This window comes from Uliginosibacterium sp. sgz301328 (assembly GCF_041807905.1).
Lineage (GTDB): Bacteria > Pseudomonadota > Gammaproteobacteria > Burkholderiales > Rhodocyclaceae > JBGVSA01.
In genome coordinates this window covers 1-26,080 of the sequence record NZ_JBGVSA010000037.1, presented here as the reverse complement: position 1 = coordinate 26,080, position 26,080 = coordinate 1, and the positions used below count along the sequence as shown (strand labels likewise).

Annotated in this window: 19 protein-coding genes and 1 pseudogene; 12 read left to right on the top strand and 8 right to left on the bottom strand. The window is 63.1% G+C overall.

Annotation, left to right across the window (positions count from 1 at the left end; translation table 11 throughout):
- From ACDA63_RS18700 to ACDA63_RS18690, 3 genes are all read right to left on the bottom strand, one after another.
- The coding region (locus ACDA63_RS18700; protein ID WP_373664810.1) for a hypothetical protein at positions 1-306 on the bottom strand (306 nt) is incomplete at its 3' end.
- Positions 307-459: 153 nt separating this feature from the next.
- Positions 460-1,245: a hypothetical protein gene (locus ACDA63_RS18695; protein ID WP_373664809.1), complete on the bottom strand. Its 786-nt coding sequence runs from the start codon at positions 1,243-1,245 to the stop codon at positions 460-462.
- A gap of 212 nt (positions 1,246-1,457) precedes the next feature.
- Positions 1,458-2,747, bottom strand: a complete 1,290-nt coding sequence (locus ACDA63_RS18690; RefSeq protein WP_373664808.1) for an MFS transporter — start codon at positions 2,745-2,747, stop codon at positions 1,458-1,460.
- A 77-nt stretch (positions 2,748-2,824) separates the two neighbouring features.
- Here ACDA63_RS18690 and ACDA63_RS18685 point away from each other — a divergent pair, with 77 nt between their 5' ends.
- A complete protein-coding gene (locus ACDA63_RS18685) occupies positions 2,825-3,709 on the top strand; it encodes a LysR substrate-binding domain-containing protein (protein ID WP_373664807.1) in 885 nt (294 codons plus the stop codon).
- Positions 3,710-3,737: 28 nt separating this feature from the next.
- On the opposite strand, the gene ACDA63_RS18680 is transcribed toward ACDA63_RS18685, so the two are convergent.
- From ACDA63_RS18680 to ACDA63_RS18670, 3 genes are all read right to left on the bottom strand, one after another.
- Positions 3,738-4,370 carry an esterase/lipase family protein gene (locus ACDA63_RS18680; RefSeq protein WP_373664806.1) on the bottom strand — a complete coding sequence of 211 codons (633 nt, stop codon included), beginning with the start codon at positions 4,368-4,370 and terminating at the stop codon, positions 3,738-3,740.
- A 62-nt stretch (positions 4,371-4,432) separates the two neighbouring features.
- The gene (locus ACDA63_RS18675; RefSeq protein ID WP_373664805.1) at positions 4,433-4,846 is read right to left on the bottom strand and encodes a DoxX family protein; all 414 of its coding nucleotides are present in this window, start codon (positions 4,844-4,846) and stop codon (positions 4,433-4,435) included.
- 52 nt (positions 4,847-4,898) lie between these two features.
- Entirely contained in the window at positions 4,899-5,702 is an 804-nt protein-coding gene (locus ACDA63_RS18670; protein ID WP_373664804.1) for a class III extradiol ring-cleavage dioxygenase, read from the bottom strand.
- Positions 5,703-5,801: 99 nt separating this feature from the next.
- Here ACDA63_RS18670 and ACDA63_RS18665 point away from each other — a divergent pair, with 99 nt between their 5' ends.
- The 3 genes from ACDA63_RS18665 to chrA all read left to right on the top strand — a co-directional run bounded on the left by ACDA63_RS18665 (position 5,802) and on the right by chrA (position 8,858).
- Positions 5,802-6,701, top strand: coding sequence for a LysR family transcriptional regulator (locus ACDA63_RS18665; RefSeq protein ID WP_373664803.1), 900 nt, complete (start codon positions 5,802-5,804; stop codon positions 6,699-6,701).
- A 130-nt stretch (positions 6,702-6,831) separates the two neighbouring features.
- Positions 6,832-7,386, top strand: a complete 555-nt coding sequence (locus tag ACDA63_RS18660; RefSeq protein ID WP_373664802.1) for a DUF4240 domain-containing protein — start codon at positions 6,832-6,834, stop codon at positions 7,384-7,386.
- A 110-nt stretch (positions 7,387-7,496) separates the two neighbouring features.
- A complete protein-coding gene (chrA, locus tag ACDA63_RS18655) occupies positions 7,497-8,858 on the top strand; it encodes a chromate efflux transporter (protein ID WP_373664811.1) in 1,362 nt (453 codons plus the stop codon).
- 271 nt (positions 8,859-9,129) lie between these two features.
- On the opposite strand, the gene ACDA63_RS18650 is transcribed toward chrA, so the two are convergent.
- Both ACDA63_RS18650 and ACDA63_RS18645 read right to left on the bottom strand, forming a co-directional pair.
- Positions 9,130-9,765, bottom strand: coding sequence for a hypothetical protein (locus ACDA63_RS18650; RefSeq protein WP_373664801.1), 636 nt, complete (start codon positions 9,763-9,765; stop codon positions 9,130-9,132).
- Between the two features lie 389 nt (positions 9,766-10,154).
- Positions 10,155-10,805, bottom strand: coding sequence for a hypothetical protein (locus ACDA63_RS18645; RefSeq protein ID WP_373664800.1), 651 nt, complete (start codon positions 10,803-10,805; stop codon positions 10,155-10,157).
- 444 nt (positions 10,806-11,249) lie between these two features.
- Here ACDA63_RS18645 and ACDA63_RS18640 point away from each other — a divergent pair, with 444 nt between their 5' ends.
- The 8 genes and pseudogenes from ACDA63_RS18640 to ACDA63_RS18605 all read left to right on the top strand — a co-directional run.
- Positions 11,250-11,930: a CsgG/HfaB family protein gene (locus ACDA63_RS18640; protein ID WP_373664799.1), complete on the top strand. Its 681-nt coding sequence runs from the start codon at positions 11,250-11,252 to the stop codon at positions 11,928-11,930.
- A 23-nt stretch (positions 11,931-11,953) separates the two neighbouring features.
- The gene (locus ACDA63_RS18635; RefSeq protein ID WP_373664798.1) at positions 11,954-12,313 is read left to right on the top strand and encodes a DUF4810 domain-containing protein; all 360 of its coding nucleotides are present in this window, start codon (positions 11,954-11,956) and stop codon (positions 12,311-12,313) included.
- Positions 12,314-12,322: 9 nt separating this feature from the next.
- On the top strand, positions 12,323-12,979 hold the full coding sequence (locus ACDA63_RS18630) for a DUF799 domain-containing protein (protein WP_373664797.1): 657 nt from the start codon (positions 12,323-12,325) through the stop codon (positions 12,977-12,979).
- Between the two features lie 97 nt (positions 12,980-13,076).
- Entirely contained in the window at positions 13,077-14,807 is a 1,731-nt protein-coding gene (locus tag ACDA63_RS18625; RefSeq protein WP_373664796.1) for a ShlB/FhaC/HecB family hemolysin secretion/activation protein, read from the top strand.
- A 103-nt stretch (positions 14,808-14,910) separates the two neighbouring features.
- Positions 14,911-25,125, top strand: a complete 10,215-nt coding sequence (locus ACDA63_RS18620) for a hemagglutinin repeat-containing protein (protein WP_373664795.1) — start codon at positions 14,911-14,913, stop codon at positions 25,123-25,125.
- Positions 25,126-25,133: 8 nt separating this feature from the next.
- The gene (locus ACDA63_RS18615) at positions 25,134-25,487 is read left to right on the top strand and encodes a hypothetical protein (RefSeq protein ID WP_373664794.1); all 354 of its coding nucleotides are present in this window, start codon (positions 25,134-25,136) and stop codon (positions 25,485-25,487) included.
- 92 nt (positions 25,488-25,579) lie between these two features.
- A pseudogene (locus ACDA63_RS18610) lies at positions 25,580-25,840 on the top strand (transposase); the annotation flags it as partial.
- Positions 25,841-25,899: 59 nt separating this feature from the next.
- A partial coding sequence (locus tag ACDA63_RS18605) for a DUF1153 domain-containing protein (RefSeq protein WP_373664493.1) occupies positions 25,900-26,080 on the top strand: 181 nt, incomplete at its 3' end.

Sequence of the window (26,080 nt, the reverse complement as noted above, 5' to 3'; positions counted from 1 at the left end):
GTGCTGGCCGAGACGCGCGATGGCGTCCAGGAACAACGCGCGGCGGGCACTGTAGGCTTCGAGCCCGGCCGCATCGCGCAGCACCAGTTGCTGCCGCGCGATGCGTTCGAGCGCAATCAACTGTTCGCCGAGCGTGCGCGAATCGCGCGTGATCAACACAGCGCGGGTGACCGCCATTTCGCTGCGCTGGCTCAGCCGTTCGAGCGAGAAATACGCATCGATCAGTGCCACGACGAGCGGCACCGATACCAATGCAAAGCCCAGCAGCAGCAGTTTCAGGAATGAGCCGGGATATCGAAGGCGCATACGTACGGCAGGTGACGACATCAGCCAGGGTAGGGTGGCAAAGCGGGGATTGTGCCTGCCCACCCGATGCAGCGTGAAGTGCGCAGGCAGGCGCGACGTTTGATCTGCCGCGCGCCACTGGTTCGTCGGCCGCCCGTCGAGGGGCCGCAGGGCCTACGCGTGGGCGGCCTGCGAGACGGGGACCGCCGGTTCCACCATGGCAATGGTCGAGCGCAACGCCGTCAGGCGGCCGGTACGCGCGCGATCCTGCGCCAGTTGTTCGAGATGCCCGGCGTGCAGATGCAGCAGCACGGCGGGGGCCCCCACGCGGCGACAGTGCGTCAGCCCACCCATGCGGCGAAAGCCCAGCGTGCGGCAGTAAAAGTCGGCGTGGCGCGGGTGGCATTCGACCATGATGTCGGTCATGCCAAGTTCGTGACGACCGATGCGGGCCGCCTTGTGCACGAGCGGGCCAAGCACGCGCACGAAAGGAATCGCGCTGTCGAAAGCCAGCCGGCCAAACTCGGCCAGACGGGCGCCGCCGGCACGCAGATCGGCCAGTTCGTCAGCGTATTGATCATCGGCATTGAGGCCGAGCGGGCCGTCGAGCATCAGCGAGACGGTGGCGATCGGGGCGGAACTGCGCATGGCCAGCGCGGTGACGGTCTTGCGGGCAGTGTGCGCCGTGGCGCCGGTGCCGGGCCGGAACCCCGCCTGGTGGTAGCAGCGGTCCACCAACTGGCGCGCCTTGTCGAGCTGCCACGCGGTGTGTGCAATGCCCACGCGGAAAGTATGGTCGCCGTGGCCGTGCTTGCTCTCGTCGCCGAGGCTCAGAAAGGGCTCGAGCAGGCCCGGTTTGTCAGCCAGGCGGTGGTGGGGGGGCAGATGGCTCGCCGGCGCAAAGCGCGAACGAAGACCGGGATTGAAGTCAGAAACCGAAGTCAGAATTGTCCGTGACATGATTGTGTGGCCAAGAAAGTGGATTCCCCAAGGCAACTGCCATGCCTGCCCCTACGGGCACAATAAAATCAGTCGGTTACTGGAATTTGAATTGCCCTCGGACGAACGGCGTCGTCGCCGGGTAGCGACGGTCGTTGTGTCGGAATATTCCTTCATTGGGCTTCGGTCGCACATCCTACGCGCGTTCGATGCTTGTCGCCAAGAGGCGACATTCAATGAGCCGGATTGCCCGATTGCGGCAGGGGCGGAAGACGGCGCAGGCGCAGGCTGACGGCCAGGGCCAGCAACAGGCCGACACTGAGCAGCACAACCACGCCAGTCCAGCCGCCTGCGTGCCAGGCAAGTCCGGTGGTGGTACCGAGCACGCTCGAACCGAGGTAATAGGCAAAGAGGTACAAAGCCGACGCCATGGCCTTGGTATGGAGCGCTCGCCGGCCGACCCAACTGCTGGCGGTCGAATGCGCGCCGAAGAAGCCGAACGTAGCCAGCCCGATGCCGATCACCATCACCGCAAGGTTCGCCGCCAGCGTGAGCAGCATGCCGACGAGCATGATCGCCACCATCATCCACAGCACGTTGCGGCGGCCGATGCGGTCCGACAGACGCCCACCCCAGGTCGAGCTGCCCATGCCGACCACGTAGAGCGTGAACACCAGGCCCAACTGCGCCGGCCCGAGGTTGAAGGGCGGCGCCACCAGCCGGAAACCGACGTAGTTGTACAGGCTGACAAAGCAGCCCATGAGCAGGAAAGACACCACGAAGAGCCACGGCAGCCCTGCGTCGGTCAGGTGCGAGCGCGCCGCGGCGATCATCTGGCGCGGCGAGTGCGTGACCGGATGGAAATGGCGCGAAGGCGGCAGGTTGCGCCAGAACAGTACGGCCAGAACGAACGACAGCGCGCCGACGACCATGATCGCCTCGCGCCACGGCATCCACTCGGTCAGCCCGGCGGCGAGCAGGCGCCCGCACATGCCGCCCATCGCGTTCCCGGCGATGTACAGCCCCATCGACAATCCGAGCGAGTCCGCATCGATCTCCTCCGCCAGATAGGCCATTGCCACCGCTGGCAATCCGGCGATCGATATGCCCAGCAGGGCGCGTATGAGGATCAGGTGGGCATAGTCGTGCGTGAAGGCGCCAGCAAGCGTGAGCAGCGCGGTGATGAACAGTGACGCGCACATGATCGGGCGGCGGCCGATGCGGTCGGCCAGCGCGCTGATGGGGATCAGTGCGAGCGCCAGCGCGCCGGTCGACGCAGACACGCTCATGCTGGCGGCGGCCGGCGTGATGCCGAATTCCTGCGACAGCGCCGGCATCAAAGGCTGCATGCAGTACAGCGTCACGAAGGTGGCGAAACCGCCGTAGAACATCGCCCAGGCGGTGCGCAGGTAGGCCGCTGTGCCACGGCGGATTTTCTGTGCGGGTTGGGGCGTGGTGAGAAGTGTCGGGGCGGCAGTGCTGGCGGACGACATGGGCGCGGAAAGACAGCGAGGGAGGCTCACAGGCTAGCGCTGCGTAAATTGCAGGTCCAATATATATTTCAGGTCGTATTCATATACAGAATGTATCAGTCGACGCCATGGATCTGAGGCACCTGAAGTACTTCGTCGCCGTAGCCGAAGAGCTGAGCTTCACTCGTGCGGCTGAGCGCCTGCACATCGCCCAGCCGCCGCTGAGCCAGCAGATCCAGGCATTGGAGCAGGAGCTCGGCCTGCAACTGTTCGAGCGCACGCGGCGTCGCGTCACGCTCACGTCCTCGGGGGAACGTTTTCTCGTCGACGCCCGGCGCACGCTGCATGCGGCGGAAGAAGCCATCCAGGGCGCGCGGCGCATGGCGCGGGGAGAGCAGGGCGAATTGCGTGTGGGTTTCACTTCGTCGGTGCCATTCACCGGCCTGTTGCCCGAGTTGCTGCGGCGCTACCGTGCGGCGTATCCGCAGGTGACGGTGAGCCTGCGCGAGTTGTTCACCACCGACCAATTCGCCGCGCTGGCCGAACGCCGGCTCGACGTCGGTCTGGTGCGCAACGATGGCCTCGTGCGCCCGGCCGGCATCAGCCTGCGCGAGCTGCGCCGCGACCCGTTGCGCCTGGTACTGCCTGCGCGCCACCCTTTGTCGGAAGCCGCCTCCGTATCGCTTGGGGACGTGCGCGACGAGGGCTTCATCATGTATCCCTCGGACGCCGGCACCGGCCTCGGCGCGCAGGTGAGGCAATTGTGTGCGGCGGCCGGTTTTGAGCCGCGACTCGTGCAGGAAGCGCGCGAGGCCACTACGCAGATCGGGCTGGTTGCGGCAGGGCTGGGGGTGGCGGTGCTACCGGCGCCGCTCGAATGCGTGCGCATGGCGGGCGTGCGCTACGTGCCGATCGATGACCCGTCCGCCTTCGTGTCGCTCGCGCTGGCGGTGATGGAAGACGACAACTCTCCCCTGGTGGGGAATTTCGTGGCGATGGTGAAGGGCAAATGAGGTCTCGCCAAAGCGCGCAAGCGCGCCGCTACCCCTGGCGCCCGGCGTCGATTTCGCCCAGCCACTGCAGTACCTGCGCCGTCACCGGCGGCGACACCAGCATCTGCAGATGCGACACCGGCAACATCGCCGAGGCATGCGCCCCTTCGATCTGCGCCTCGTCCAGCGCGACCGTGCCGTCGCTCGGCTGATCGGCGAAGTGGCCGATGTACTGGCCGATGCCCAGTCGCCGGTTGCCAATGAGGGTCCATAGCCGCAGACCTTGCCGCGGGGCAAAGTTCTTCAGCGCCATCCATTCGCGCAAGGGGCCGCCGACCAGGTGCACTCCACCCGGCACCATCGCCAGTCCGCGTGCCGCCGCGCTGCCGTGGAAGGGGCTGCCCAGCAGGATGACGTCATCGACTTGAAGGTCTTCGAAGCGGCTGGCCGCATACGCCGCCACGACGCCACCGAGACTGTGGCCGACGATCACGCGACGCCGTTTTTCGTCGCCGTGCCGGATGCAGTTGGCCAGATGCTCGGCGCTGCGGCTGAGACTACCCATGATGGTGTGATGACCGACCAGCGTGGCGGCGTGCCCGGCGGCGCGCACTTCACGCGCCAGCGGGGCCAGCGCGAAGCGGTTCATGTACAGACCATGGATGAGATAGACGTCCAGCATGCGTGCTCCCACAAACGAAAAGGCCCGGCTATGCCGGGCCGTGTCGCATGATTGTAGGACGATCAGGCCGCGCGGGCCCGCTTCCCGTCAAGGCTCCATGCGCCGGCGCCGGCGACGGACAGGAACAGGAAGATAAAGCAGAACAGCACCGCCGATTCGCCACTGTTCATCAGCGGCATCAGGACGGCGCCCTTGGAGGCATGGCCCATGAAGTATGCGAACGCCATTTCTCCTGCGAGGACGAATGCGACGGGACGGGTGAAGAGGCCGAGGATCAGCAGCGCGCCGCCGACCAGTTCAAGCGCGCCGGCCAGACCGATCAGCGAGAACAGTTGCAGGCCCTCGAAGGATTGCACATACGGAAAGTGCAGCAGCTTGGATGCGCCGTGGAGCAGGAACAGATAGCCGGTGACGATCCGCAGCACCGCCTGCAACTGCGGGGTCCAGCGGGCGGGGAAAGCTTGTTGTTGCGTCATGCGGGGTTTCTCCGTGTTGAGGGTTCGGGATATTCGTTATGTAAGGCGACGCTCAGCCGAAGCGGAACGCCGAGATTGCGAGACCATTGACGTCGTCGGCATACACCTTGTTCCCGCGATCGGTACCGGCGGCGCCGGCGGCGACCATCAGCGGTATGAGATGTTCTTCGCGCGGATGGGCGATGCGTGCCGCTGGCGCGCTGCTCCAGGCGTCGAGTGCCGCGTCGCGAGCGGCCGCCGTGGGTTGTTCCACCGCATCGGTGAGCCAGGCATCGAACAGGCGCGAAGGTTCGCGACCGTTGGGACCGAAGGCGCGCAGGTTGTGATAGCTCATGCCGCTGCCGACGATCAGCACGCCTTCGTCGCGCAACGCGGCCAGCGCTTCGCCGGCTTTGATGTGCGTGGCCGGATCGAGCCCGCGCAGCAGCGACAGTTGCACCACCGGCACGTCGGCATCGGGGAAGATCAGCTTGAACGGAATGAACACGCCGTGATCCAGCCCGCGATTGGTGTGGTCGGTAGCCGTGGGCAGGCCGGCCGCGGACAGCAGCGAGACAACGCGTTCGGCCAGGTCAGGCGCACCGGGCGCCGGGTAGGTCAGGCGGTAGGTGTGCTCCGGAAAGCCGTAGTAGTCGAACAGCAGCGGCGGGGCGCTGGCGGCATTGACCGTGAAGGCGTCTTCTTCCCAATGACCCGAGATGACGACCACCGCTTTCGGGCGCTCCGGCAGGGTGCCGGCGATGCCTTCCAGAAAGGCCTGCATGCGCGTCCATGTATCGGCCGGCTGCCAGTCCATGAAAAAGCACGGACCGCCGCCATGGGGAATGAACAGGCTGGGTTGGCGCGGGTGGCTCATGATGATTCCTCTTGAACGTATGCAGCGACTTTACGTATCTACCAATGGTTGATCAATGCGTGCAATATTGATGCATTGTTTCGTATTGGGAAACGTTGAATGGACTCTTTGACCAGCATCCGCGTATTCCGCGAAGTCGTCGATGGCGGCAGTTTCGTGGCGGCGGCGGGGCGCCTTGGCCTGTCGACGGCCATGACCAGCAAGCACGTGGCGCACCTGGAGCGATTGCTGGGCGCGCGGCTGCTCAACCGGTCGAGCCGGCATCTTTCCCTGACCGATGTCGGGCGCGTGTACTACGAACAGAGCCGCGAAGCGCTCGACATCCTGCAGTCGGCCGAGGCCGCGGTCGGGCAGCAGGCGCAGGCGCCCAGCGGCGTGCTGCGCGTTACCGCGCCGGTGTGGGTTGCCACGCAAGGTTTCGCGGACATGCTGGCGGCTTACCGACGGCGCTATCCGAAGGTGGTGATCGAGATGACGCTGGAGAACCGGCGGGTCGATCTCATCGAAGAGGGCTACGACGTTGCGCTGCGCGCGACCAGCGAGCCGTCGCCCACGCTCATCGCGAGGCCGCTCGGGCGCGTGCGCTTCGTGCTGGTGGGGGCGCCGGCGTACCTCGATGCTCGCGGCCGACCGAAGACGCCGGCGGATGTCGAATCGCACGACGTGATCCTGCCGACCTATCTGGACATGAGTACGGTCGTCATCGAAAGCCCGACCGGGCGCGTGACGGTGCGGCATCGTGCGGCGTTCCGTTGCAGCGATTCGACGTTGTCGCGCCAGGCCGCCCGTGCTGGCATGGGGCTGGTGTACCTGCCGCACTGGCAATTGGCCGACGACCTCGCCGCCGGCGCACTCGAACAGGTGCTCACCGATTGCCGCCTGTTCGCGCCGACCTTGTACGCCGCCTATACCAGCCGCAAATACATGGCGCCCAAGGTGCGGACGTTCATCGACTTCATCGCCGAGGCGATGCGGACGGCTTTGCCGGATGACGCCTGACAAACATGCTTGGCAGCGGCGAGCATGGCGCTGTTTTTTTGATCCATTTGTCCCGATGTTCTTCGCGGCAATGCTCCACTGACAGTCGGCCCGATAGCCGCCCATTCACTTTTTTGGAGAGAGCAAAGACATGGACAAAACGCTTTTCTGGAAGCTCATCGACGACGCAATCCGCGAGGTTGCACCTTCGGATGAGATCGCTCCTGTGCTGGTGGACAAGCTCGCCGCGATGGAAATCGGCGACATCATGCGCTGGCACCAGATATTCAATGCCTACCAGCGGCTCTCGTACAAGAACAAGCTCTGGGCGGCGGCGTACGTCATCAATGGCGGTTGCAGCGACGATGGATTCGACTATTTTCGCGGCTGGCTGACCGCCCAGGGCAAGGACGTCTTCCTGCGGGCCCTGGCGGAGCCCGATAGCCTGGCGAGCGTGGACGTGGCGATGGATGAGGCCTCGTATGAAGAGATGCTCGGCGTAGCCTACGACGCGTATTTCAGAAAGACAGGCATGGAACAGCGCGACTACGGCGCCTTTCGCGCCGCGTACGAAGAACATGCGCTGACCGATGGCGAATGGCAGAGTCTTGCCGCAGACATCGCCTATGCGTCGGACATCGACATGGAATGGGATGAAGACATGCTGGAGTCGGTCGTCCCAGCGCTCAGCGCCAAGTTCGATTGACGTGATGGCGAGGCGGGTGCGGCGAATATCGCATCCGCATGTCACATCGCTAGGCTATGCTGGCGAATACCCTGGCAACACAGGGTTTGACCCACGACACTACCTTCGCCATGACCGACGCCCCGCAGGACGCCGCTCCACTCGCGCCACGCCCCGAGCCAGTGAGCTTCCTTGATGCCTTCACGTTCTGGCTGAAGCTGGGCTTCATCAGCTTTGGCGGGCCCGCCGGGCAGATCGCCATCATGCATCAGGAACTCGTCGAGAACCGGCGGTGGATTTCGGAGCGGCGTTTTCTGCACGCGCTCAACTACTGCATGGTGTTGCCGGGACCGGAGGCGCAGCAGCTCGCGACATACATCGGCTGGCTGATGCATCGCACCTGGGGCGGCATCGTCGCGGGTGCTTTGTTCGTGCTGCCTTCTTTGGTGATCCTCATTGGGTTGTCATGGCTATATGTCGCCTTCGGCGAAGTTCCGATGGTGGCGGGGCTGTTCTATGGCATCAAGCCGGCTGTCACCGCCATCGTGGTTCATGCCGCGCACCGCATCGGCGGACGCGCGCTCAAGAACCGCTGGCTCTGGGTGATCGCTGCGGCTTCGTTTGCGGCGATCTTCGCCGGCAACGTACCGTTCCCGGCCATCGTTGCTTGCGCGGCGTTGATCGGCTACATCGGCGGACGCATCGCACCGTCTGTCTTCAGCACAGGGGGCGCGCGCCACGGCAACGTTGCGCCCCGCGCTCCCGCACTGATCGACGACGACACGCCCACGCCGCCGCACGCCCGATTCCATTGGACTCGACTTGCTGCTGTCATCGGCGTCGGGCTATTGCTGTGGTTGCTGCCGATGGCTGCACTGACGGCAGCGTTCGGATGGGACCACACCTTCACGCAGATGGGCTGGTTCTTCACCAAGGCCGCGCTCCTGACCTTCGGTGGCGCCTACGCCGTGCTGCCCTATGTGTACCAGGGCGCTGTTGTGCACTATGGCTGGCTCCAGCCGACGCAGATGATCGACGGGCTCGCGCTGGGCGAGACCACGCCGGGACCGCTGATCATGGTGGTGGCTTTCGTTGGCTTCGTCGGCGGGTATGGCAAGGCATTGTTCGGCCCGGAAGCGACCTTCCTGGCGGGCGCATGCGCGGCGGTCGTGGTGACGTGGTTCACCTTCCTGCCGTCATTTCTCTTCATCCTCGCCGGCGGGCCGCTGGTGGAGGCAACGCATGACGATCTGAAGTTTACGGCGCCGCTGACGGCGATCACCGCTGCCGTGGTGGGCGTGATCCTCAACCTCGCACTGTTCTTCGGCTACCACGTACTGTGGCCGCAGGGCTTTGCCGGGCGCTTCGACGCAGCGTCAGCCGTCATCGCACTCGGCGCAGCGGTGGCCTTGTTCCGGTTCAAACGGAACGTCATGCATGTGATTGGCGTTTGTGCGGTCGTGGGCCTTGGGATCCGGATGGTGTTTTTCTGAAAGGCTCACGCTTGCTTGAATCTTTGCTGTTCGTGGCATGTCGCGATGGCAGAGGTGCGCCGGCAATGCGATGCGCGTGGGCCGGAGACGAAGCGTCCTCCGCCATTCTCGAATTAGAAAGTCAGGGCGAGAGCGCTGGCGTTGGAGTCAGCCGCAAAGAGAAACGCGCTCGTAGAAGGGTAGAAGGGGCCTTTGTCTTTCACCCGACATGAAGTTGCTCCATGTCGGTTTGCAGATCAAAGGCCCCGTACTGCATTGTGCGTCTCGTGTCTTACGGCGTCGGTTCGCTGGTCATGTACAGACCCGGCTTCAACGCATCGATGGCATAGGTGAACGTCGAACCTTGCGCGGTCACCGCCGCTGCGATGTGACGATCAGGCGTGCCGCTGTATGCGCCCGATGCGGGAATCGGCAGATGGTCGATCGCAACGTTGCCTGCGTTCGCATACACAATCGTGAGCGTCGGGTTCAGCAACGCGGCATATGCGCCTTCACCGATCACTTCGTAATTGCGTGCGCCGGCAGAGGCGGGCAGTTGGTCCGCAGCAGGCGTGCCGACACAAATCTTGAAGTTGCCCGGGTTCGTGGCCGGGGCCTTGACCGTCAATTGCGCCTTGCCGTCGGGACTGCCGACGGCCAAGGTGGCGTTGGCGATGTACGAACCGGATACCGTGATAGAGCGGTAGTCAGCCGGGCAGGTCTTGGTACCGGCGGCCGAGGACGAACTGCTGCTCGATGAGACGCTTGTCGACGAGGCGCTCGATGAACTCTTGGAGCTGCTCGAGGAGCTCGCGCTGGATGCGCTGCCACCATTGTCGTCACCGCCACCATCCCCGCCGCATGCGGTCAGTGCCGCCAAAAGGGCCACGGAAATTGCGCTCAGTCCGGCGCGTTGAATCTTGTTCATTACATCTCTCCCTTGTGAAATCAGGTACCCCCGCTCCGAGTGAAGCGGTGGGATCCAGATCATTCCCATGGATGCTTTCGCGTGATTGATGCAACACAATGCAGATATGCAAAAGGAATTGTCCTACGCACGCTTGTTGCATTCACCAAGGTTCATTCGGCATTCATTCTGATTGTCGCAAAAAGCAATACAGACCAATGGGTGTAGGGAGTTTCGTTGCGGGGGGCAAGAACTCTTCGTGGCGGGTTCTCCATCCGAGTACGCGCATGGCATCAGGTCCAGGGTGCCGCAAGGTGGCGAGGTCGGCGCGCGCAAGTCCGACGAGTACCTTGGTTCCGGCCCACGGAATCGGCGCACGTTCGCGCCGCCAGTGATCGCCCAGTTGAGGTCTACGGCGTCGGCTCGCTGGTCATGTACAAACCCGGCTTGACGGCATCAACGCTTGCCACGAATGCGGCGTCCTGCGCCACTGCTGTTGTGGCAACGCGGCGATCGAGTACGAGGTTGTTGGCCGCGTCGTAGGTGCCGTAAGGCGCACCCGCCGTGCTCGGAGCGGCGAGGTAATTGACCGCGACATTCCCGGCCTGGGTGTAGAAGATTGTCAGTGTCGGATTGAGTAGTGCCGCGTAGCTGCCTTCCCCAATGACTTCGTAATTGCGTATGCCTGCGCCGGTTGTGGGCAGAACACTACTGTCGGGCGTGCCGATGCAGATCTTGTAGTTGCCGACCGGCGTCGACGGCATCGTGACGTTCAGCCTGGCCTTGCCGTCCTTGCTGTTGATGGATAGCGACGCGCCAGGGATGCCGCCGCCGGTATAGGTGATCGCCGCATAGGTATCCGGGCAGGTCTTGGTTGCCGCACCGCTCGACCCGGCCGAACTGAGCGACGATGCGCTGCCCTGTGCGCTGGACGAAGACGAGGCGGACGAACCCGCTGTACTCCCGTTGTCGTCACCTCCGCCACCGCCTCCACATGCCGCGAGGGATGTCAGCAGAGCCAGCGAGATGATGGCCGACGCGGCGCGTTGAGTTCTGTTCATTGCTTGTGTATCCCAAATGATTGTCTGGCGCCCGAATGCCCGTCGGCGCGTGAGGCGCGTTCATCATTTGCCGACATTGGCTCGAACGAATTTGATGGGTCTCAAGTCGCCCACGCAAACAGAATCGACCTACACCGGGAACCCCCTGTATCGGATACGCGGTGATTGAGGTTTTTGATCGTACAAAAAAGCAATACGTACCAAGGGGTGTAAGAAGACCCGTCGCGTTAGCGAGTTTTCCTACAAGAGGCACTGAGGGATGATGTACCCATCTGACATTCGTCAAGATGCATACGTCCACGCGGTTTGTCCTTGTTGATGTCGCCTGTGGCGGGCCATACGCTAGCGCCAAATTTACCCAACCGACGCCAACCCCGCCCACGCTGATGTGATGTGCGGGGTATTGGCGGGGGACGTTGTTCTTGAATGCGTGAGTGCTCTCTTATGAAATCGTCGAACCGATACCTGTTTGGATGTGTGCTGCTGTTGTCCCTGTCGCTTGTCGGATGTGCCACGGAGAGTTCCCGCTCGGTCGCAATCGAAAAGACCGCTTCCTCACGCAGTGCCTACACCGGCACGCGCACGCCCATCGCCGTCGGGCAGTTCGACAATCGGTCCAACTACATGCGGGGGCTGTTCTCGGACGGGGTGGATCGCCTGGGCAGTCAAGCCAAGACGGTATTGATCACGCATCTGCAACAGACGGGGCGCTTCAGCATTCTTGATCGCGACAACATGAAAGAGAGCAAGCAGGAAGCTGCCATCAAGCGTCAGGATCAGGCGCTCAAGGGGGCGGACTATCTCATCACGGGGGATGTCACCGAGTTTGGTCGCAAAGAGGTGGGCGATCATCAATTGTTTGGAATTCTGGGGCGCGGCAAGGAGCAGGTCGCCTATGCCAAGGTCAGCCTGAACGTGGTGAATATCCAGACGTCCGAAGTCGTGTTCTCGGCGCAGGGTGCGGGCGAGTACAGCCTGTCGAATCGCGAAATCATCGGCTTCGGTGGTACGTCCAGCTACGACTCCACGCTCAACGGCAAGGTCCTCGACCTGGCCATGCGCGAGGCCGTGGATAACCTGGTCTCGGGCATCGAGTCGGGTGCCTGGAGCGTCGCGCGCCAATGAGACCGGGTAGAGGAGTGTGCGGAATGTTTGCGATCGGATGCGCGCGTCGCGGCACCGGTGTCCTGTTGGCGGCCGTTATCCTGGCCGGTTGCCAGACGGCGCCGCCCAGCCTGTATGAGTGGGGTGACTATCAGTCGCAGGTGTACCGTCATTTCCAGGGCGGCTCGCCGGAAGAACAGATCGCGACGATGGAAGCCAGCTACCAGAAGATCCGGGCGAGCGGCAAGACGCCGCCGCCGGGTTTCCATGCGCACCTGGGCATGCTGTATGCCAACGTGGGCCAGAGCGATCAGGCGGTCCAGGAGTTCAAGACCGAGAAGGCGTTGTTTCCGGAGTCCGGTCGCTACATGGACTTTCTTCTCAGTAAGTACGTCAGCAAGTGAATGGGTGTCATGAATACCAATTGGATCTTTGGTGTGGTGGCTGCGCTCGCGCTGGGTGGATGTGCCGTCAAGCCGCCGGCAAAGTATGACTACACCGCGTTCAGACAGGCCAAGCCGCGTTCAATCGTCGTTCTGCCCCCGTTGAATGAATCGCCGGATGTCGAAGCGACATCCAGCGTGCTGTCGCAATTGACACACCCGCTGGCAGAGGCGGGCTATTACGTATTTCCCGTCACGCTGGTCAGGGAGACGTTCCATCAGAACGGCCTCGATGTGGCAGGCGATATCCAGACCGTGGGCGCGGACAAACTGAGCCAGGTGTTTGGTGCTGACGCGGCGCTGTACGTGACGGTGAGCCGCTACGGCACGACCTACATCGTCGTCGATAGCGTGACGACAGTGGCGGTGTCCGCACGGCTCGTGGATCTGAAGTCGGGGACAGTGTTGTGGTCGGGGGCCGCTTCTGCTTCGAGTAACGAGAATTCCAACAATAACTCTGGCGGTCTGGTGGGGGCGCTGGTGGCTGCCGCCGTCAAACAGATCATCAACCAGAGCACGAATGCGGGCTATTCGATGGCGGGCACCGCCAGCGAACGGCTGCTGGCTGGCGGGCGCCAGAACGGCATTCTGTATGGCCCTTACTCGCCGAAGTACGGAACTGACTAAGTCCGGTCGCAGGGCCGGACAATAAAGGCGACGATAGTATTCGTGGCGTCGCCACGCAAACGCGATCACAGCGTTGATACACGGGGAAGAACAATAAGTGAAACGTCTGGGAGGGGGCCGGGCGCTGGCGTCGATCGTCAGCGTCGTCGGTTGTGTCGTGTGCGTGGGGGCCTTTGCTCAGACTGCGGTGGGGCCCAATGGCGCGGAAGAGGGGCTGCGGCGCCAGGAGGAACGCGAACGCGAACTGCAGCGCCAGCTTGAAACGCGCCCCGATGTCCTGACGCCGAGCCAGGGCGGCGAACTCTCGTTCGATCTTCCCGACGAGTCGCCGTGCTTTGTCATTCACGACATCGAACTGACTGGTGCCGGGGCCCGGTTCCATTGGCTTGAAGACACCGCGCAGGCCTTCGTCGGGCAATGCGTGGGCGTGAAGGGATTGCGCCATATCGCGACGGTACTCGATGCCAGGCTCATTCAGCTCGGATATGCCACGACGCGGGTCTCTCTCCCGCAGCAGAATCTTTCCTCCGGTCGCCTCGCCATCCAGGTCCATGTAGGGCGTATCAGTGCGGTGCGCATGGTACGGGCCGGCGGCAATGAACCGGATGTTGCCTGGGGGACGTGGTGGAACGCTTTTCCCCTGTCGGCGGGCGAAGTCCTCAACGTGCGCGATCTCGAGCAGGGTGTCGAGCAAATGAAGCGACTGCCCACGCAGAGCGTAGCGACCCGCATCGAACCGGGCGAGGCACCCGACACCAGCGTCATCGTCATCGAGCGTCAGCAACTGCCGCTGAAGGACCGCATACGCGGCGGCGTCACGGTCGACAACTCGGGCGGCAGCGCGCTGGGGCGCACGCAGTGGTCGGGCAACTTGGCGCTGGACAACCCGCTCGGGTTGTCGGACGTGCTGAGCATGACAGCCAGCACCAACGGCGAACACATAGGGCCGGATCATCGTAGCCAGAGCGCGAGCGCCAGCTACAGCGTTCCCTTCGGCTATCACACCTTCAGCGTCTCGAAGAGCTACAGCCGCTATGCTCAGGTCGTGCAAGGGACGACGGTCGAATTCCTGTCCAGCGGCAAGAGCGAGACGACGGAGGCGCGCTGGAGCATGGTGGCCTTGCGTACCTCGTCGTCCAAGACGGGGATATACGCAGCGCTGAGCACGCGACGTTCCAACAGCTATCTCGATGACGTCGAGCTTCTCGTGCAGCGGCGCAAGACGACCAACTTCGAGATTGGCGGCAACTTCAAATACCTTTTCGGCAACGCGTCGATCGATCTCGAAGTGGGCTATCGCCAGGGCGTGCCCTGGCAACACGCGCAGGACGATTTCGACAGCGCGGTGGATGGCGGACTCACCCTGAGACCACGCCTGTGGACCTACTCGGCCTCGTTCTTCGCGCCGTTTTCTCTGGCGGGCCGTCCCCTGCAATACAGCCTTACCGTTCGCGGCCAGCAGACATCGGCTCTCACCACCTCGACCGATCAGTTCTCCATCGGCAGTCGCTACACCGTACGGGGCTTTGATGGCGATGTCGTGCTCATGGCCGAGAACGGCTACGTGATCCGCAATGACCTTTCCATGCCCGTCCTGCTGGTAGACGGGCTCGACACCGTCTTCTACCTGGGGCTCGACGCAGGGCGCGTCTGGGGGCCCAGCGGGCAATACATCGTTGGCAACGAACTGGTCGGCACCGCGCTCGGCGTGCGTGGCCGATTCCGTCAGTTCCAGGCGGACTTTTCCATCGGCAAGCCCTTGAGCAAGCCCGAAGGATTCCGCACGCGGGACTGGACGCCGTACTTGTCGCTGACGTACGCATTCTGAAACCGAACAGGGTGACGCGCATGCAGCCACAAACATGTCACGCATTGCAGCACGTAGTCACCCCATGCAAAGCACTCACGCCACTCGTGCGAGACAGATGATCATGACTGACCACCACATCAACCGCTCATCGAACGTCGAGCCTGCGCCACGCACTGTGTGGTCGCGCCACATTGCCCGGGCCATCGCGTACTTCTATCTCGCGCATTGCACGGTGCTCGCCGTGCCGGCCGCCGCCCAGGTATCGGCCGCCGCGGGGTCGAGCGCCGGCACCAAGCCGCTGATGGATGCTGCAGCCAACGGCGTGCCCATCGTCAATATCGCGCCTCCGAGCAGCGCGGGGGTGTCGCACAACCAATACGACCAGTTCAACGTTGGCAAGCCGGGGTTGATCCTCAATAACGCCGGCTCAGCCAGCCAGTCGCAACTGGGCGGATGGATCAATGGCAACCCGCAGTTGGGTCAAGGTGGCGGCGCCCGCATCATCCTCAACGAGGTGACCTCGGGCAACGCCAGCCAGTTGGGTGGCGCAATGGAGGTGGCGGGGCGTCGGGCGGACGTCGTGATCGCCAACCCCAACGGCATAACGTGCGATGGTTGCGGGTTTATCAATACGGGCCGCGCCACGCTTGTCACGGGCAGTCCCCAGTTTGGCGCGGGTGGCGCGCTGACCGGGTTCTCTGTGGGTGGTGGGCGTTTGCTCATTGGAGCGCAGGGCCTGGACGGCACGAGCCTGGAGCAGCTCGACCTCATCGCGCGCGGGCTGACTGTCGCCGGCGAAGTCTGGACCCAGCGCCTGAACGCCGTGACCGGGACGAACCTCGTCCAGTATGCGGACCTGCAGGTGACGCGCACCGATGCCGTCGACGTCGCACCCAGCTTTGCCATTGACATCCGCGACATGGGCGGCATGTACGCCAACCAGATCTACATGGTGGCCACCGAAGCGGGGCTCGGCGTCAACAGCACCGGGCGGATGGCGGCGCTGCAGGACAACCTGCGGCTGTCCAGCGCTGGTGAATTGACGCTCGCCGACGTCTATTCAAAAGGCGACCTGACACTGGATGCGGCGGGGCAGGTCACGCTCAACGGACAGACCTGGTCCGATCGGACCGCGCGCATCAACAGCGCAGCCGGTGTGCGCAATGCTGGCGAACTGGTGGGCGATCGCATCGCGCTGAGCACGCCGACGCTGGACAACACGGGGTCGGTCATCCAGCAAGCCGTGGCGACATTAGGCGTCGATGTGGACACGCTCGCCAACCGGGGCACGCTTGCCAGCGGCGGTGCACTCAATGTGCGTACCCGCGTTCTCGATGGCGAGCACGGCACCTTTACCGCGCAGGGCGATGTCGCGCTGGGCGGCGATACCGTATCGCTGGCGGGCGCCCGGATCGGTGCCAATGGCGTTGCCGGCATCGTGACCCCCGGGGCGTTGTCCGTTGCCGGCGCCGTGATCGACGCGCAGACCGACGTGAAGCTGGGTGCCGGTGGTGCGATCGATGCGCAAGGTGCGCAGATCTACAGCGGCGGGCGCACCGACATTGCAGGCGCGAGCCTGGACGCACGCGCGGCGCTGATCTCCGCGCAGCAGAGCCTGTCCGTCAGAACTCCCGGTGCCGTCGACAATAGCCAAGGGGGGCAGTTGCTCTCCAATAACGACGTGTCGATCGATGCCGCATCGATCAACAACACGGGCGGCACCATCGGAGGAAACGGCGTCGTCACGCTCAAGAGCGCCCAGCTCGTCAATGACCGGGGGCTTGTCTCGGGCAATACCGTGGACATCGGCGCAACGGGCGCGGTGACCAACCGGCAAGGCACGATGAGCGCCACGGATGTGCTGACGCTGCAGGCGAGCCGGCTCGACAGCACGGGCGGGCTCATCGTCGCCGACGGGGCCGCCACGCTGGCGGTAGCAGACACGCTCGACAATACGCAGGGCTTCATCCAGGGACGGTCGCTGCGCGTCGAGGCTGCCCGCACACTCAATACCGACGGCGTCCTGCTGTCGGAGTCGGGCCTTGACCTCACTGCCGCTGGCTCGGTGGATAACACGCGTGGTGTGGTGCAGGGTGACGCCATCACGATTGCCGCCGCAGCGCTCACCAACACCGGAGGTGGCGTCTTCGCCCGCAATGTGGCGCTGAGCGCCCAACGGATCGACAACACCGGCGGCGAAATCGTCGCCGACGAAAACCTGTCCATTGAAGGCGCGCAGGGTCTTACCAATGCGGGCGGCCTGCTCCAGGGCAACACCACGCGGATCGCGGCGCAGGCGCTCGACAACACCGCAGGCCAGATCGTCGGCGTCAGTGCGACCGCCGTCGATGCCGATGCGCTGACCAATGCTGGCGGCGTGATCGCCGCTGTCGACGGTCAGACGAATATCTCCGCGGGGAACATCGACAACACGAGTGGCCTCATCACGGGGCATTCCGGCACGACCGTGACGGCTGCCTCACTCACCAACAGCCTGGGTGAAGTCTCGTCGAATGAAGCGCTGTCGCTGCAGCTTGGCACGGGCACGCTCACCAACCATGGCGGACAGATCATTGCCGGGTCGGATGCGGTGATCCGGGCGGGTGCGATCGACAACGATCGCTCAGGCGATGCGGCGGCTCTCATTCAGAGCATCGGCGCGCTCGACCTGCGCGCGACTTCGGTCGACAACCATGGAGACAGCCTCATCTGGAGCGAGGCAGGTCTTGCCCTTGCGGCTGACGCGCTGGACAACAGCGGCGGTCAGATCGGCAGCAGTGCCGACGCACAGATCGACGCCACGCGCTTTGCCAATGCCGCAGGCGTTGTCTACAGCCAGACCCTCTCGCTCACAAGCGATGCGCTGGACAACTCGGGCGGCTACATCGGCGCAGCCCAGACGATCCAGCTCGCGAGCACGGGGCGCGTCGTCAACGACGCCGGCTCGATCCAGGCCGAACAAGTATCGATCCAGGCGCAAGGACTCTCCAACGTTCTCGGCAACGTCACCGGAACAAGTGCGGCGACGCTCTCGCTGGGTAGTGGCGCGCTGGACAACACGCGCGGCACGATTGTGGGCCAGGAGCAGTTGAGTATCGACGCTGCGCGCATCACCAACGACAGCGGCACCATTGGCACGACGGGCGATCTGGCCCTGGTGACGCGCGACGCCACCCTCATCAATACCGCCGGCTATGTGCTCGCGGGTGGCGCGCTCACCGTCGAGGCGGCAGCCATCGATAACACCAACGGGGTGATGGCCGCGACGGCGGGGGACGTCTCGATCAACACTCAGACCGGGGCTATCGCCAACCTTGGCGGCGCGCTGCAGGCAGCCGGCACGCTCGAGGTTTCATCGGGCGACCTGGATAACAGCGGCGGCGTGCTCTACGCACAAGATCAGACACTGCGCGTGGGCCAACTGAGCAACGACACGGGCGGGCAGATCGTTGCCACGCGTGCGCTGGACATCCATGCGAGCGGACTCGCCAACGACGCGGGCTTGATCCAGTCGGTCGCCCAGATGGAGCTGGATGTTTCGGGCACGCTCACCAACGCCAACAGTGGAAACGTGGGCGGCATCTTCGCGGGTACGGACCTGACCGTACGCGCAGGCACCCTGGAGAACAACGCGGGGGTGCTCAGCGCTCATGACGCGCTCGACGTCAATGTCGCAGGCGGGCTCACCAACACAGGGCTGATGACCAGCTCGGGGAGCGCCGTCGTCCACGCCAGTGAGCTCACCAATACCGGCACGATCGGCGCGTCGGAAGACGTCGCGATCACCGTTGACGGCACGCTGCGCAACGCCACGAACGGCGCCCTGATCAGCAACGCTCGCCTGACACTCGCGGCGGCGCGCGTCGACAACAGCGGCGGGGCCATCGATGGCCAGGATCTCGACATCCGCGCGGATGCGCTCGCCAATGCCGGCGGCCAGATCCGGGCGAACACCGACGCCATGGTCGACGTTGCCGCGCTGGATAACTCGAACGGCCTGATCAGTGCCGCGAACGATCTCACCGTGCAGGCGCCCGCCCTCACCAATGAACAGGGGCAGCTCATGGCCGGGCGCGTGCTCGACCTGCACACGCGTGAACAGGGGTGGGGCGGGACCACCGCCGCGGGCGACCTGCTGGCCCTGACCGTTGATGGCGACTACAGGAACACGGGCACGCTTTCATCGGAAAACAGCCTGTCGATCACGGCGCGCAATGTTGAGAACAGCGGCAAGATCACGGCGACCGACACGCTGACCGTCACGACGGGGGATCTCACCAACAGCGGCGAAATCGCGGCGGACGAGACACGCTTGAATGTCAGCGGCACGCTCACCAACACCAGCACCGGTTTGATCGACGGTAGGGTCACCCATATCGAAGCCGGCACGCTGGACAACACCGGGCGCATTTACGGCGACTGGATCGAGATCGGCGCAGGCACCGTCAACAATATCGGCCCGGGAGTCATTGCCGCGCGCGAAGAATTGAACCTGGGCGCGCGCCAGATCAACAACAGCGAAGGCGCACTCATCTACTCGCTGGGTGCGGCGACGCTGGGTGGGCAACTGGACGACAACGGCTATGCCGTGGGCAAATCGCAGTCGCTCGTCAATGCCTCGGCCCGCATCGAAGCCGCGCGGGAGCTGGCGATTTCGACGGACGCCTTGCGCAATGTCGACACCCACATCACCACGCGCACCATCACGACCGACCCTGTCGAGCAGGTCTGGATTCGTCCCGATGGCGACGGCGGCCTGAAGGCGTATCCGGCGGACCTGTGTTTCGGGGTGGGCAGCTCACGCGTGAGCTGCATCGTGCACCCCGAGAAATACGGCCTGCGTACCGAGGTCGCGCCCGTCTACACGACCGTGCCGGGCAACTGCTACACGGGCTCGGAGGGTGACGAACGCTACTGCGACCCGGACACGTACACGCTGAACTACGCCTGGGATTCGGGCATTTTTGCGCGCTTTGGCGTGACACCGCTCGGTGAAGCGCCGCCCCCCGAACCCGACGGAGCGGGTGGCTGCACCGAGACCTACTACGACGGCGAAAGCGACGTTTCGCGCGACAAGAACAGTACCGCCTGCAACCAGTGGCGCGACGACTACGCCGGCTGGCGCGATCGCTACGAGGTCGTCCTGCAGGAACTCATCCCGATCGTCGACGCCTACAACGCCGAAGTGCACGAGGACAACCGCACCACGGACGACGAGAACTACCGGATCGAACGCACGATTGCCACGGAGTCGCACACCGAGGTCGATTCGGCCGCGCCCGCACAGATCCTGTCGGGCGGCGACATGTTCTTCACCGGCAGCGGCGTCAATGAGAACAGCCAGATCGTGGCCGGCGGCGGCCTCTACATGCTGGGCGGCTCAATCGAGAACCGTGCCCTGCAAGGGCTCAGCACGACGACGTTCGAGGGCAGCACGAGCCAGCACTTCTGGGTCGAGAACCACGGCGTGCTCGGCGGACACCAGAACAAGAGCGACGATCCGCAGCCGATGGTGCGTGCGCCGGTCGTGGTCACCACCGAACTGGCCAGCTTCCGCTTCGAGCAGAACGCGGCAGACCCGACGCAGGCGCGTCAGGTGGATGCCACTGACCGCACGGCGACACCAGTGAATGCCCACGAGGCCGGCACGCTCACCGTCCTGGCCGCCAATACCGCGAACATCACTTCCCGCGCCAAAGACGTCACCAGCAGCAAGGCCGTCAAACCGGACTACAGCCTGCCGAGTTTCCGCGTGGTCGACGCGGCCCCCCTGCCGGATTCGGAAGGCAAGCAAAGTGCCAGCAAGGACATCGTCGTGGCGATCACGCCCAAGGTGCAACTGCCCACGAGCAACCTCTTCGTCATCCACGCGGAGCCGGACAGCAAGTACCTGGTCGAGACCGACCCGCGCTTTACGAACTATCGCACCTTCCTCTCCAGCGACTACTTCTTCACGCAACTGCAGGTGGATCCGCTCTACCAGATGAAGCGGTATGGGGATGGCTTCTACGAGCAACAGCAGATCAACGACCAGATCCTCGCGCTCACCGGGCGCAAGTACCTGTCCGGCTACACCGATACGGAAGCCGAATACGCCGCGCTCATGGACGCGGGGTCCGCCTTTTCCCGCCAGTATCAGCTCACCCCTGGGGTGGCGCTGTCGGCCGAGCAGATGGCGATGCTCACCACCGACATCGTCTGGTTCGTCGCCCAGGCGGTCACCCTGCCGGACGGCAGCGTGCAGAACGTCCTCGTGCCGCAGGTGTACCTGCGCCGACCAAAGGATGGGGACCTGGGCACGGGGGGCGCGCTGCTCGCAGGTGACGCCGTCTTCATCAAGACCGACAGCGAACTCGTCAACAGCGGGCGCCTTGCCGCCAACGGGGCGATGACATTGCTGTCCGACGGCGACATCACCAACGCCGGCGGGCGCATTTCGGCCAACGACATCTACGCGCGCGCCGAGAACGACCTCAAGAACCTGTCGGGTGTGATCACCGGCACGGGCGTGGATTCCAGGGCCACGCTATTGGCCGGGCGCGACATCGTCATCGCGACGCGCACGCTTGATAGCGCCAGCGAGCAAGGCACGCGCACCAACGTCGACCGCATCGCCACCGTGCACGCGGGGCAGGTCTACATGAAGGCCGACCGTGACCTGGTGGCCGAAGGGGCCCGGGTCACGGCCGACACCACGCTACAGGCCTATGCCGATCGCAACATCAAGATCACCAGCGTCGAAGGCAAGAGCACGCTGGACGCCGCTTATGACGGCAACAAGGTGCAGGGCCGTGGCGACGAACTGCACGAGACAAGTGTCACGCAGTATCAGAGCGTCTTTAAGGCCGGGACGAACGCCAACATCGTCGCGAAGGACGACGTCCTGATCAGCGGCAGCACGGTCAAGGCCGGCGGCAACATCGGCATCCAGGGCACCAACGTCGCCATCGAAGCCAAGAAGGATTCTTACGGGCTCGATGTTCAGTCGACTGGCATGCGCAGCTACAACCGTAGCGCGCAGTACGACGAATCGATTGTGGGAGGAGAAGTCGCCGCAGGCGGCAACATCCTCATCCGCGCCAAGTCGGACACCCCGGGACAGGGCAGTGGCGACATCCGTCTGACCGGTGCCTACATCCATAACGATTCGGCCGCCGCCGGGGAAGAGGCGCACAAGGTCAGCGTCATCGCTGACAACGATCTCACCATCGAAGCGCTTAAGACCACGCACAGCCGTGAGAGCGAACAGTACAGCCAGAGCACCAATGGCTTTGGCAAGGTCGTCATCGGCGTACACGTGGCCGACGACACGGTCACCAACACCCGTGGGCGCTCGGCGACCTGGGAGACGGCCGAAGGCAGCCTCGTATCGGGTCAGACGGTGGAACTGCGTGCCGGTAGCCTCGCTGACAAGCGTGGAGATATCACCATTTCCGGCTCGCAGGTCGTCGCCGACGAAGGTCTCACTGTGATCGCAGGGCGCAATCTCAACATCGTCGAGATGGAGGAAGGCAGTAGCCAGACCGCATACGCCGAACGCTTGACCCATGGCATGTTCAGCAACGGTGGGGCTGCGGCCACCTTCGGTACCCAGAAGCGCGAAGAGCAACACGACCTGCAAAGTACGGGAGCCGCAGGCAGCCTTGTGGGCAGCAACTCGGGGAACGTCATCCTGATTGCGGGGGATACCTACACGCAGCGCGGCAGCGTGGTGACCGCGGCCGAAGGCGATGTTCTGCTCGATGCCCGGCGCGGCGTTGTCGAAGAGAGCCGCTTCACTAGTCGGGCAAGTGACATCTACCGCACCAGCAGCAATGGGCTGACGCTGTCCGTATCGAGCCCGGTGCTCGACGTGCTCATGACAGCGCAGCAAATGAGTGAGGATTCCGATCGCTCCAAGGGCGATGCGCGCACCAACGCGCTGGCCGCTGCGACCGTCGCCATGTCCGCGTACAACGCCGGCAGCTCACTCCAAGGCACGAGCCCCGGTTCGCAAAACAACGGCGGGGCCGGCGCCACCATCAGCCTTACCTACGGCAGCAGCCACAGCCAGAGCAAGCAGGAAGCGTCCAGCGACACGGCCCAGGGTAGCGCCATCAAAGCGGGCGGCAATTTCGTCGCCAATATCCATGGTGGCGGTGACTACAGCGACCTGCGTATCACCGGCACGGATGTCACGGCAGGCGGCAAGGTCAGGCTCTATGCCGAGGATGAACTGATCTTCAATGCCGCGCAAAACACCATGGAGCAGCACAGCACCAACAGTTCCAGTTCCGCTGGGGTGGGGGTGGCAGCCACGGTGAGCCAGAACGGCATGGCCTTCGGCATTACGGCCAACGCCAGTGCGGCGCGCGGCAAGGCGGATGGCTCGGACCTGTATTACACCAACACCCATATCGCGGGTGGCCAAGGGGTCGAGTTCACCAGTGGCGGCAACACCACCATCGCCGGCGCGACGATCAGCGGCGAATACGTCAAGGGCAACGTGGGGGGCGAACTCTTCATTGAGAGCCTGCAAGACACCAGCAGCTACAAGAGTAGCCAACAGAGTGCCGGCGGAAGCGTGACCTTTGGCTACGGCTTTTCGGCCAGCGGCAGCTACAGCCAGAGTGATTTGAAGGCCGACTACGCCTCTGTCACTGAGCAGAGCGGCATATTTGCGGGCAGTGGCGGCTACCAGATCGACGTCGCGGGTGGCACCCACCTGAAGGGGGGGGCCATCGTCAGCGACGCCGAGGCCGAGGCGGCGGGGCGCAATAGCCTCGTCACCGACACGCTGCAAATGGAGGATATCCAGAACAGGTACAACGTCAGCGGCATGAGCGTCGGCCTTAGCGGTGGCTATGGCAGCAATACCGGTAGCAAGAACAACGTCCAGACCTTCAACAACAGCAAGTCGGGTAGCGCGACCTTCGTGGTTGCCGATGAGAAGGAGAGCAGCACCACCTACAGTGTCATCTCGGACGGCAACATCACTATCCGCAACGACGCCAAGCAGCAGGAACTCACTGGAAAAACGGCGGACGAGACGGTCGCCAGCGTCAACCATGACGCAGCAAACGCGCTCAACAGTCTGACCAACTCATTCGACGCCGACGCAGTGCAGGCCAAGATGGATGTGGCCACCGCCTTCCAGCAGCAGGCGCATACGCTCAGTGCGAGCCTGTCGATCCAGGCCTACAGCCTGGAAGACAAAGCCAAGGCGCTTGAGCAGGCGGCCAATAACGCCCCTGATGATGCTACGCGCCAGCAGTACAGCGACCAAGCTCAACAGGCAAAGGATGAGGCCGAAAAGTACCGCTACCTTGCGCTCGGCGTGTCAGCCTTCTCGGGGGCTGCTGGCGCCAACGTGCTTGGCGGCATGGACCAGTTGATCACCAACGCCACTGTCAATTTCTTGCAAGGGCTTGCGGTCACCGAAATCAAGCAACTGGCGGACTCCTACAAGGACGGAGAGAAATCGACCACCACCAGCGAAACGATTCGCACGGTCATGCAGGGCATCACGGCCTGCGCGGGTGCCGCAGCCAGCGGTCAGAGCTGCGCGGCCGGCGCCGCAGGGGCGGCGACCAGTGTCGTGCTCAACCTTGCGCTCAACGAGCTGCTGCATCAGGACGTCAGCACCATGACGCCGGAGGAAAAGCAGAATCGCAGTGATCTGATCACAGGCATCGTCGGCATGATCGGTGTCGCTACAGGCAATGCGGACCTGGCAACTACGGGGAGCAATGCGGCGCAACTGGAGACGGATAACAATCAACTGTCCACCAGACAATCTCCATCTTATATCTCCGAATTCATGTCGGTGCTTGGTGGCAAAGCTGCAATCGGTCTTCGCAAGGACCTGAATGCGGACGAGCAAAAATTATTGGCAGACACTCGTCAAGGAGCCCTTGCTGCGGGTCTTGGGGCAACGGTGAGCGGAAATGCTGCTGCAGTGGCTACGGAAGCTGCGCCGTCCTTCTTAGCCTGGCAGGCTGGTATGGCGCCTGTTTCGCAACTGACCGTCGGCAGTGTTGGGCGTTCCTTAATATTTGGAGGCGCTACCGGCACAACACTTTACGTGCTCTCGAAGGGGCTAGAGGCAACCCCCGCGGGCGTAGTTACCGCATTTGGAGCAGGAGCGATTGCGGGGCCTACCAAATACTTCCTGAACTACAGCGCGGGCCTAGCCAACACCATTGTTCCATACAGTGTCGGAAATCTTGTTATTCAAGTAAATGCCACTGCACTGGGAACGACATCGTTTAAGGTATACGACTACAGTGGTGCAACAAGTGGCGGCACTTCTTGGTGGACGTCCCCGATATTTTCGCCGGCGAATAAAGAGCCTTAAGGTGATCTATGAAACTGAATTTTGACATTATTGCGAAAAATTTCTTCGCATGTGCCCATGGGGTGGGTGGTCATAGAGAGCTGGCGCGCGATTTTAGCGATCATGGTGATGAATTATGGAATGCGGAGTGTGAAATTGAGAAAAGATGGATCAAGTTGGTTGTTGTTTATATATGGTCCGCCGTATTTCAGATATGCTTTCCAGTAATAGTGCTCGGCCCTGTCGTGCAGTTTTTCTTTGGCAAGCTCTCGTTGTTTTGGTATTTTGCCGGTGTGGGTGGGGTTTTCATATTTGGATGTTTTTGTTCGCTTGTATTTGGGACGATAGACTTTTTGTCTATATCTCGCAAAAGAGGGGGGTAGGAAAAATTAGTGACCTCCCCCCAAAAAGCCGTAGCGGTGAGAAGTAGAGATTTCTGGCAAATTTAACGCCCTACGGGGCAGGGAGATTTGTCATGAAGAAGTCGAAGTTCAGCGAAGAGCAGATCGCGTTCGCACTGCGCCAGGCCGAGTCGGGTACGACGGTGGTGGAGGTGTGCCGCAAGATGGGTGTGAGTGAGGCGACGTTCTACAACTGGAAGAAGAAATACGGTGGCTTGGGCGTAACCGAATTGCGTCGATTGAAACAGCTCGAAGAGGAGAACACGCGCCTCAAGCGCATGGTGGCCGACCTGAGCCTGGACAAGCAGATGCTGCAGGAGGTGATTCAAAAAAAGCTGTAAAGCATGTATTGACCCAGTAAAAACCTGCTCACGTCATAATCGATGGAAAGACGATGAGCACGAAAATGGAAGATGACATCAAACGATGGACAGCCAAGCGTAAAAGCGCGCTGGTGCTGGACATTATTCAAGGCAAGACCACGGTGGCGGAGGCTAGCCGCCAGTTCGACCTGTCACCCTCGGAAGTCGAGCAATGGGTCGATGATGGCAAGCGGGGCATGGAGAACGCGCTGA

Excerpts from the sequence above, each read along its gene's own strand:
- ACDA63_RS18695 (WP_373664809.1), bottom strand. The coding sequence starts at position 1,245 with ATGTCACGGACAATTCTGACTTCGGTTTCTGACTTCAATCCCGGTCTT.
- ACDA63_RS18685 (WP_373664807.1), top strand. The coding sequence starts at position 2,825 with ATGGATCTGAGGCACCTGAAGTACTTCGTCGCCGTAGCCGAAGAGCTG.
- ACDA63_RS18680 (WP_373664806.1), bottom strand. The coding sequence starts at position 4,370 with ATGCTGGACGTCTATCTCATCCATGGTCTGTACATGAACCGCTTCGCG.
- ACDA63_RS18675 (WP_373664805.1), bottom strand. The coding sequence starts at position 4,846 with ATGACGCAACAACAAGCTTTCCCCGCCCGCTGGACCCCGCAGTTGCAG.
- ACDA63_RS18670 (WP_373664804.1), bottom strand. The coding sequence starts at position 5,702 with ATGAGCCACCCGCGCCAACCCAGCCTGTTCATTCCCCATGGCGGCGGT.
- ACDA63_RS18665 (WP_373664803.1), top strand. The coding sequence starts at position 5,802 with ATGGACTCTTTGACCAGCATCCGCGTATTCCGCGAAGTCGTCGATGGC.
- ACDA63_RS18660 (WP_373664802.1), top strand. The coding sequence starts at position 6,832 with ATGGACAAAACGCTTTTCTGGAAGCTCATCGACGACGCAATCCGCGAG.
- chrA (WP_373664811.1), top strand. The coding sequence starts at position 7,497 with ATGACCGACGCCCCGCAGGACGCCGCTCCACTCGCGCCACGCCCCGAG.
- ACDA63_RS18650 (WP_373664801.1), bottom strand. The coding sequence starts at position 9,765 with ATGAACAAGATTCAACGCGCCGGACTGAGCGCAATTTCCGTGGCCCTT.
- ACDA63_RS18645 (WP_373664800.1), bottom strand. The coding sequence starts at position 10,805 with ATGAACAGAACTCAACGCGCCGCGTCGGCCATCATCTCGCTGGCTCTG.
- ACDA63_RS18640 (WP_373664799.1), top strand. The coding sequence starts at position 11,250 with ATGAAATCGTCGAACCGATACCTGTTTGGATGTGTGCTGCTGTTGTCC.
- ACDA63_RS18635 (WP_373664798.1), top strand. The coding sequence starts at position 11,954 with ATGTTTGCGATCGGATGCGCGCGTCGCGGCACCGGTGTCCTGTTGGCG.
- ACDA63_RS18630 (WP_373664797.1), top strand. The coding sequence starts at position 12,323 with ATGAATACCAATTGGATCTTTGGTGTGGTGGCTGCGCTCGCGCTGGGT.
- ACDA63_RS18620 (WP_373664795.1), top strand. The coding sequence starts at position 14,911 with ATGACTGACCACCACATCAACCGCTCATCGAACGTCGAGCCTGCGCCA.
- ACDA63_RS18615 (WP_373664794.1), top strand. The coding sequence starts at position 25,134 with ATGAAACTGAATTTTGACATTATTGCGAAAAATTTCTTCGCATGTGCC.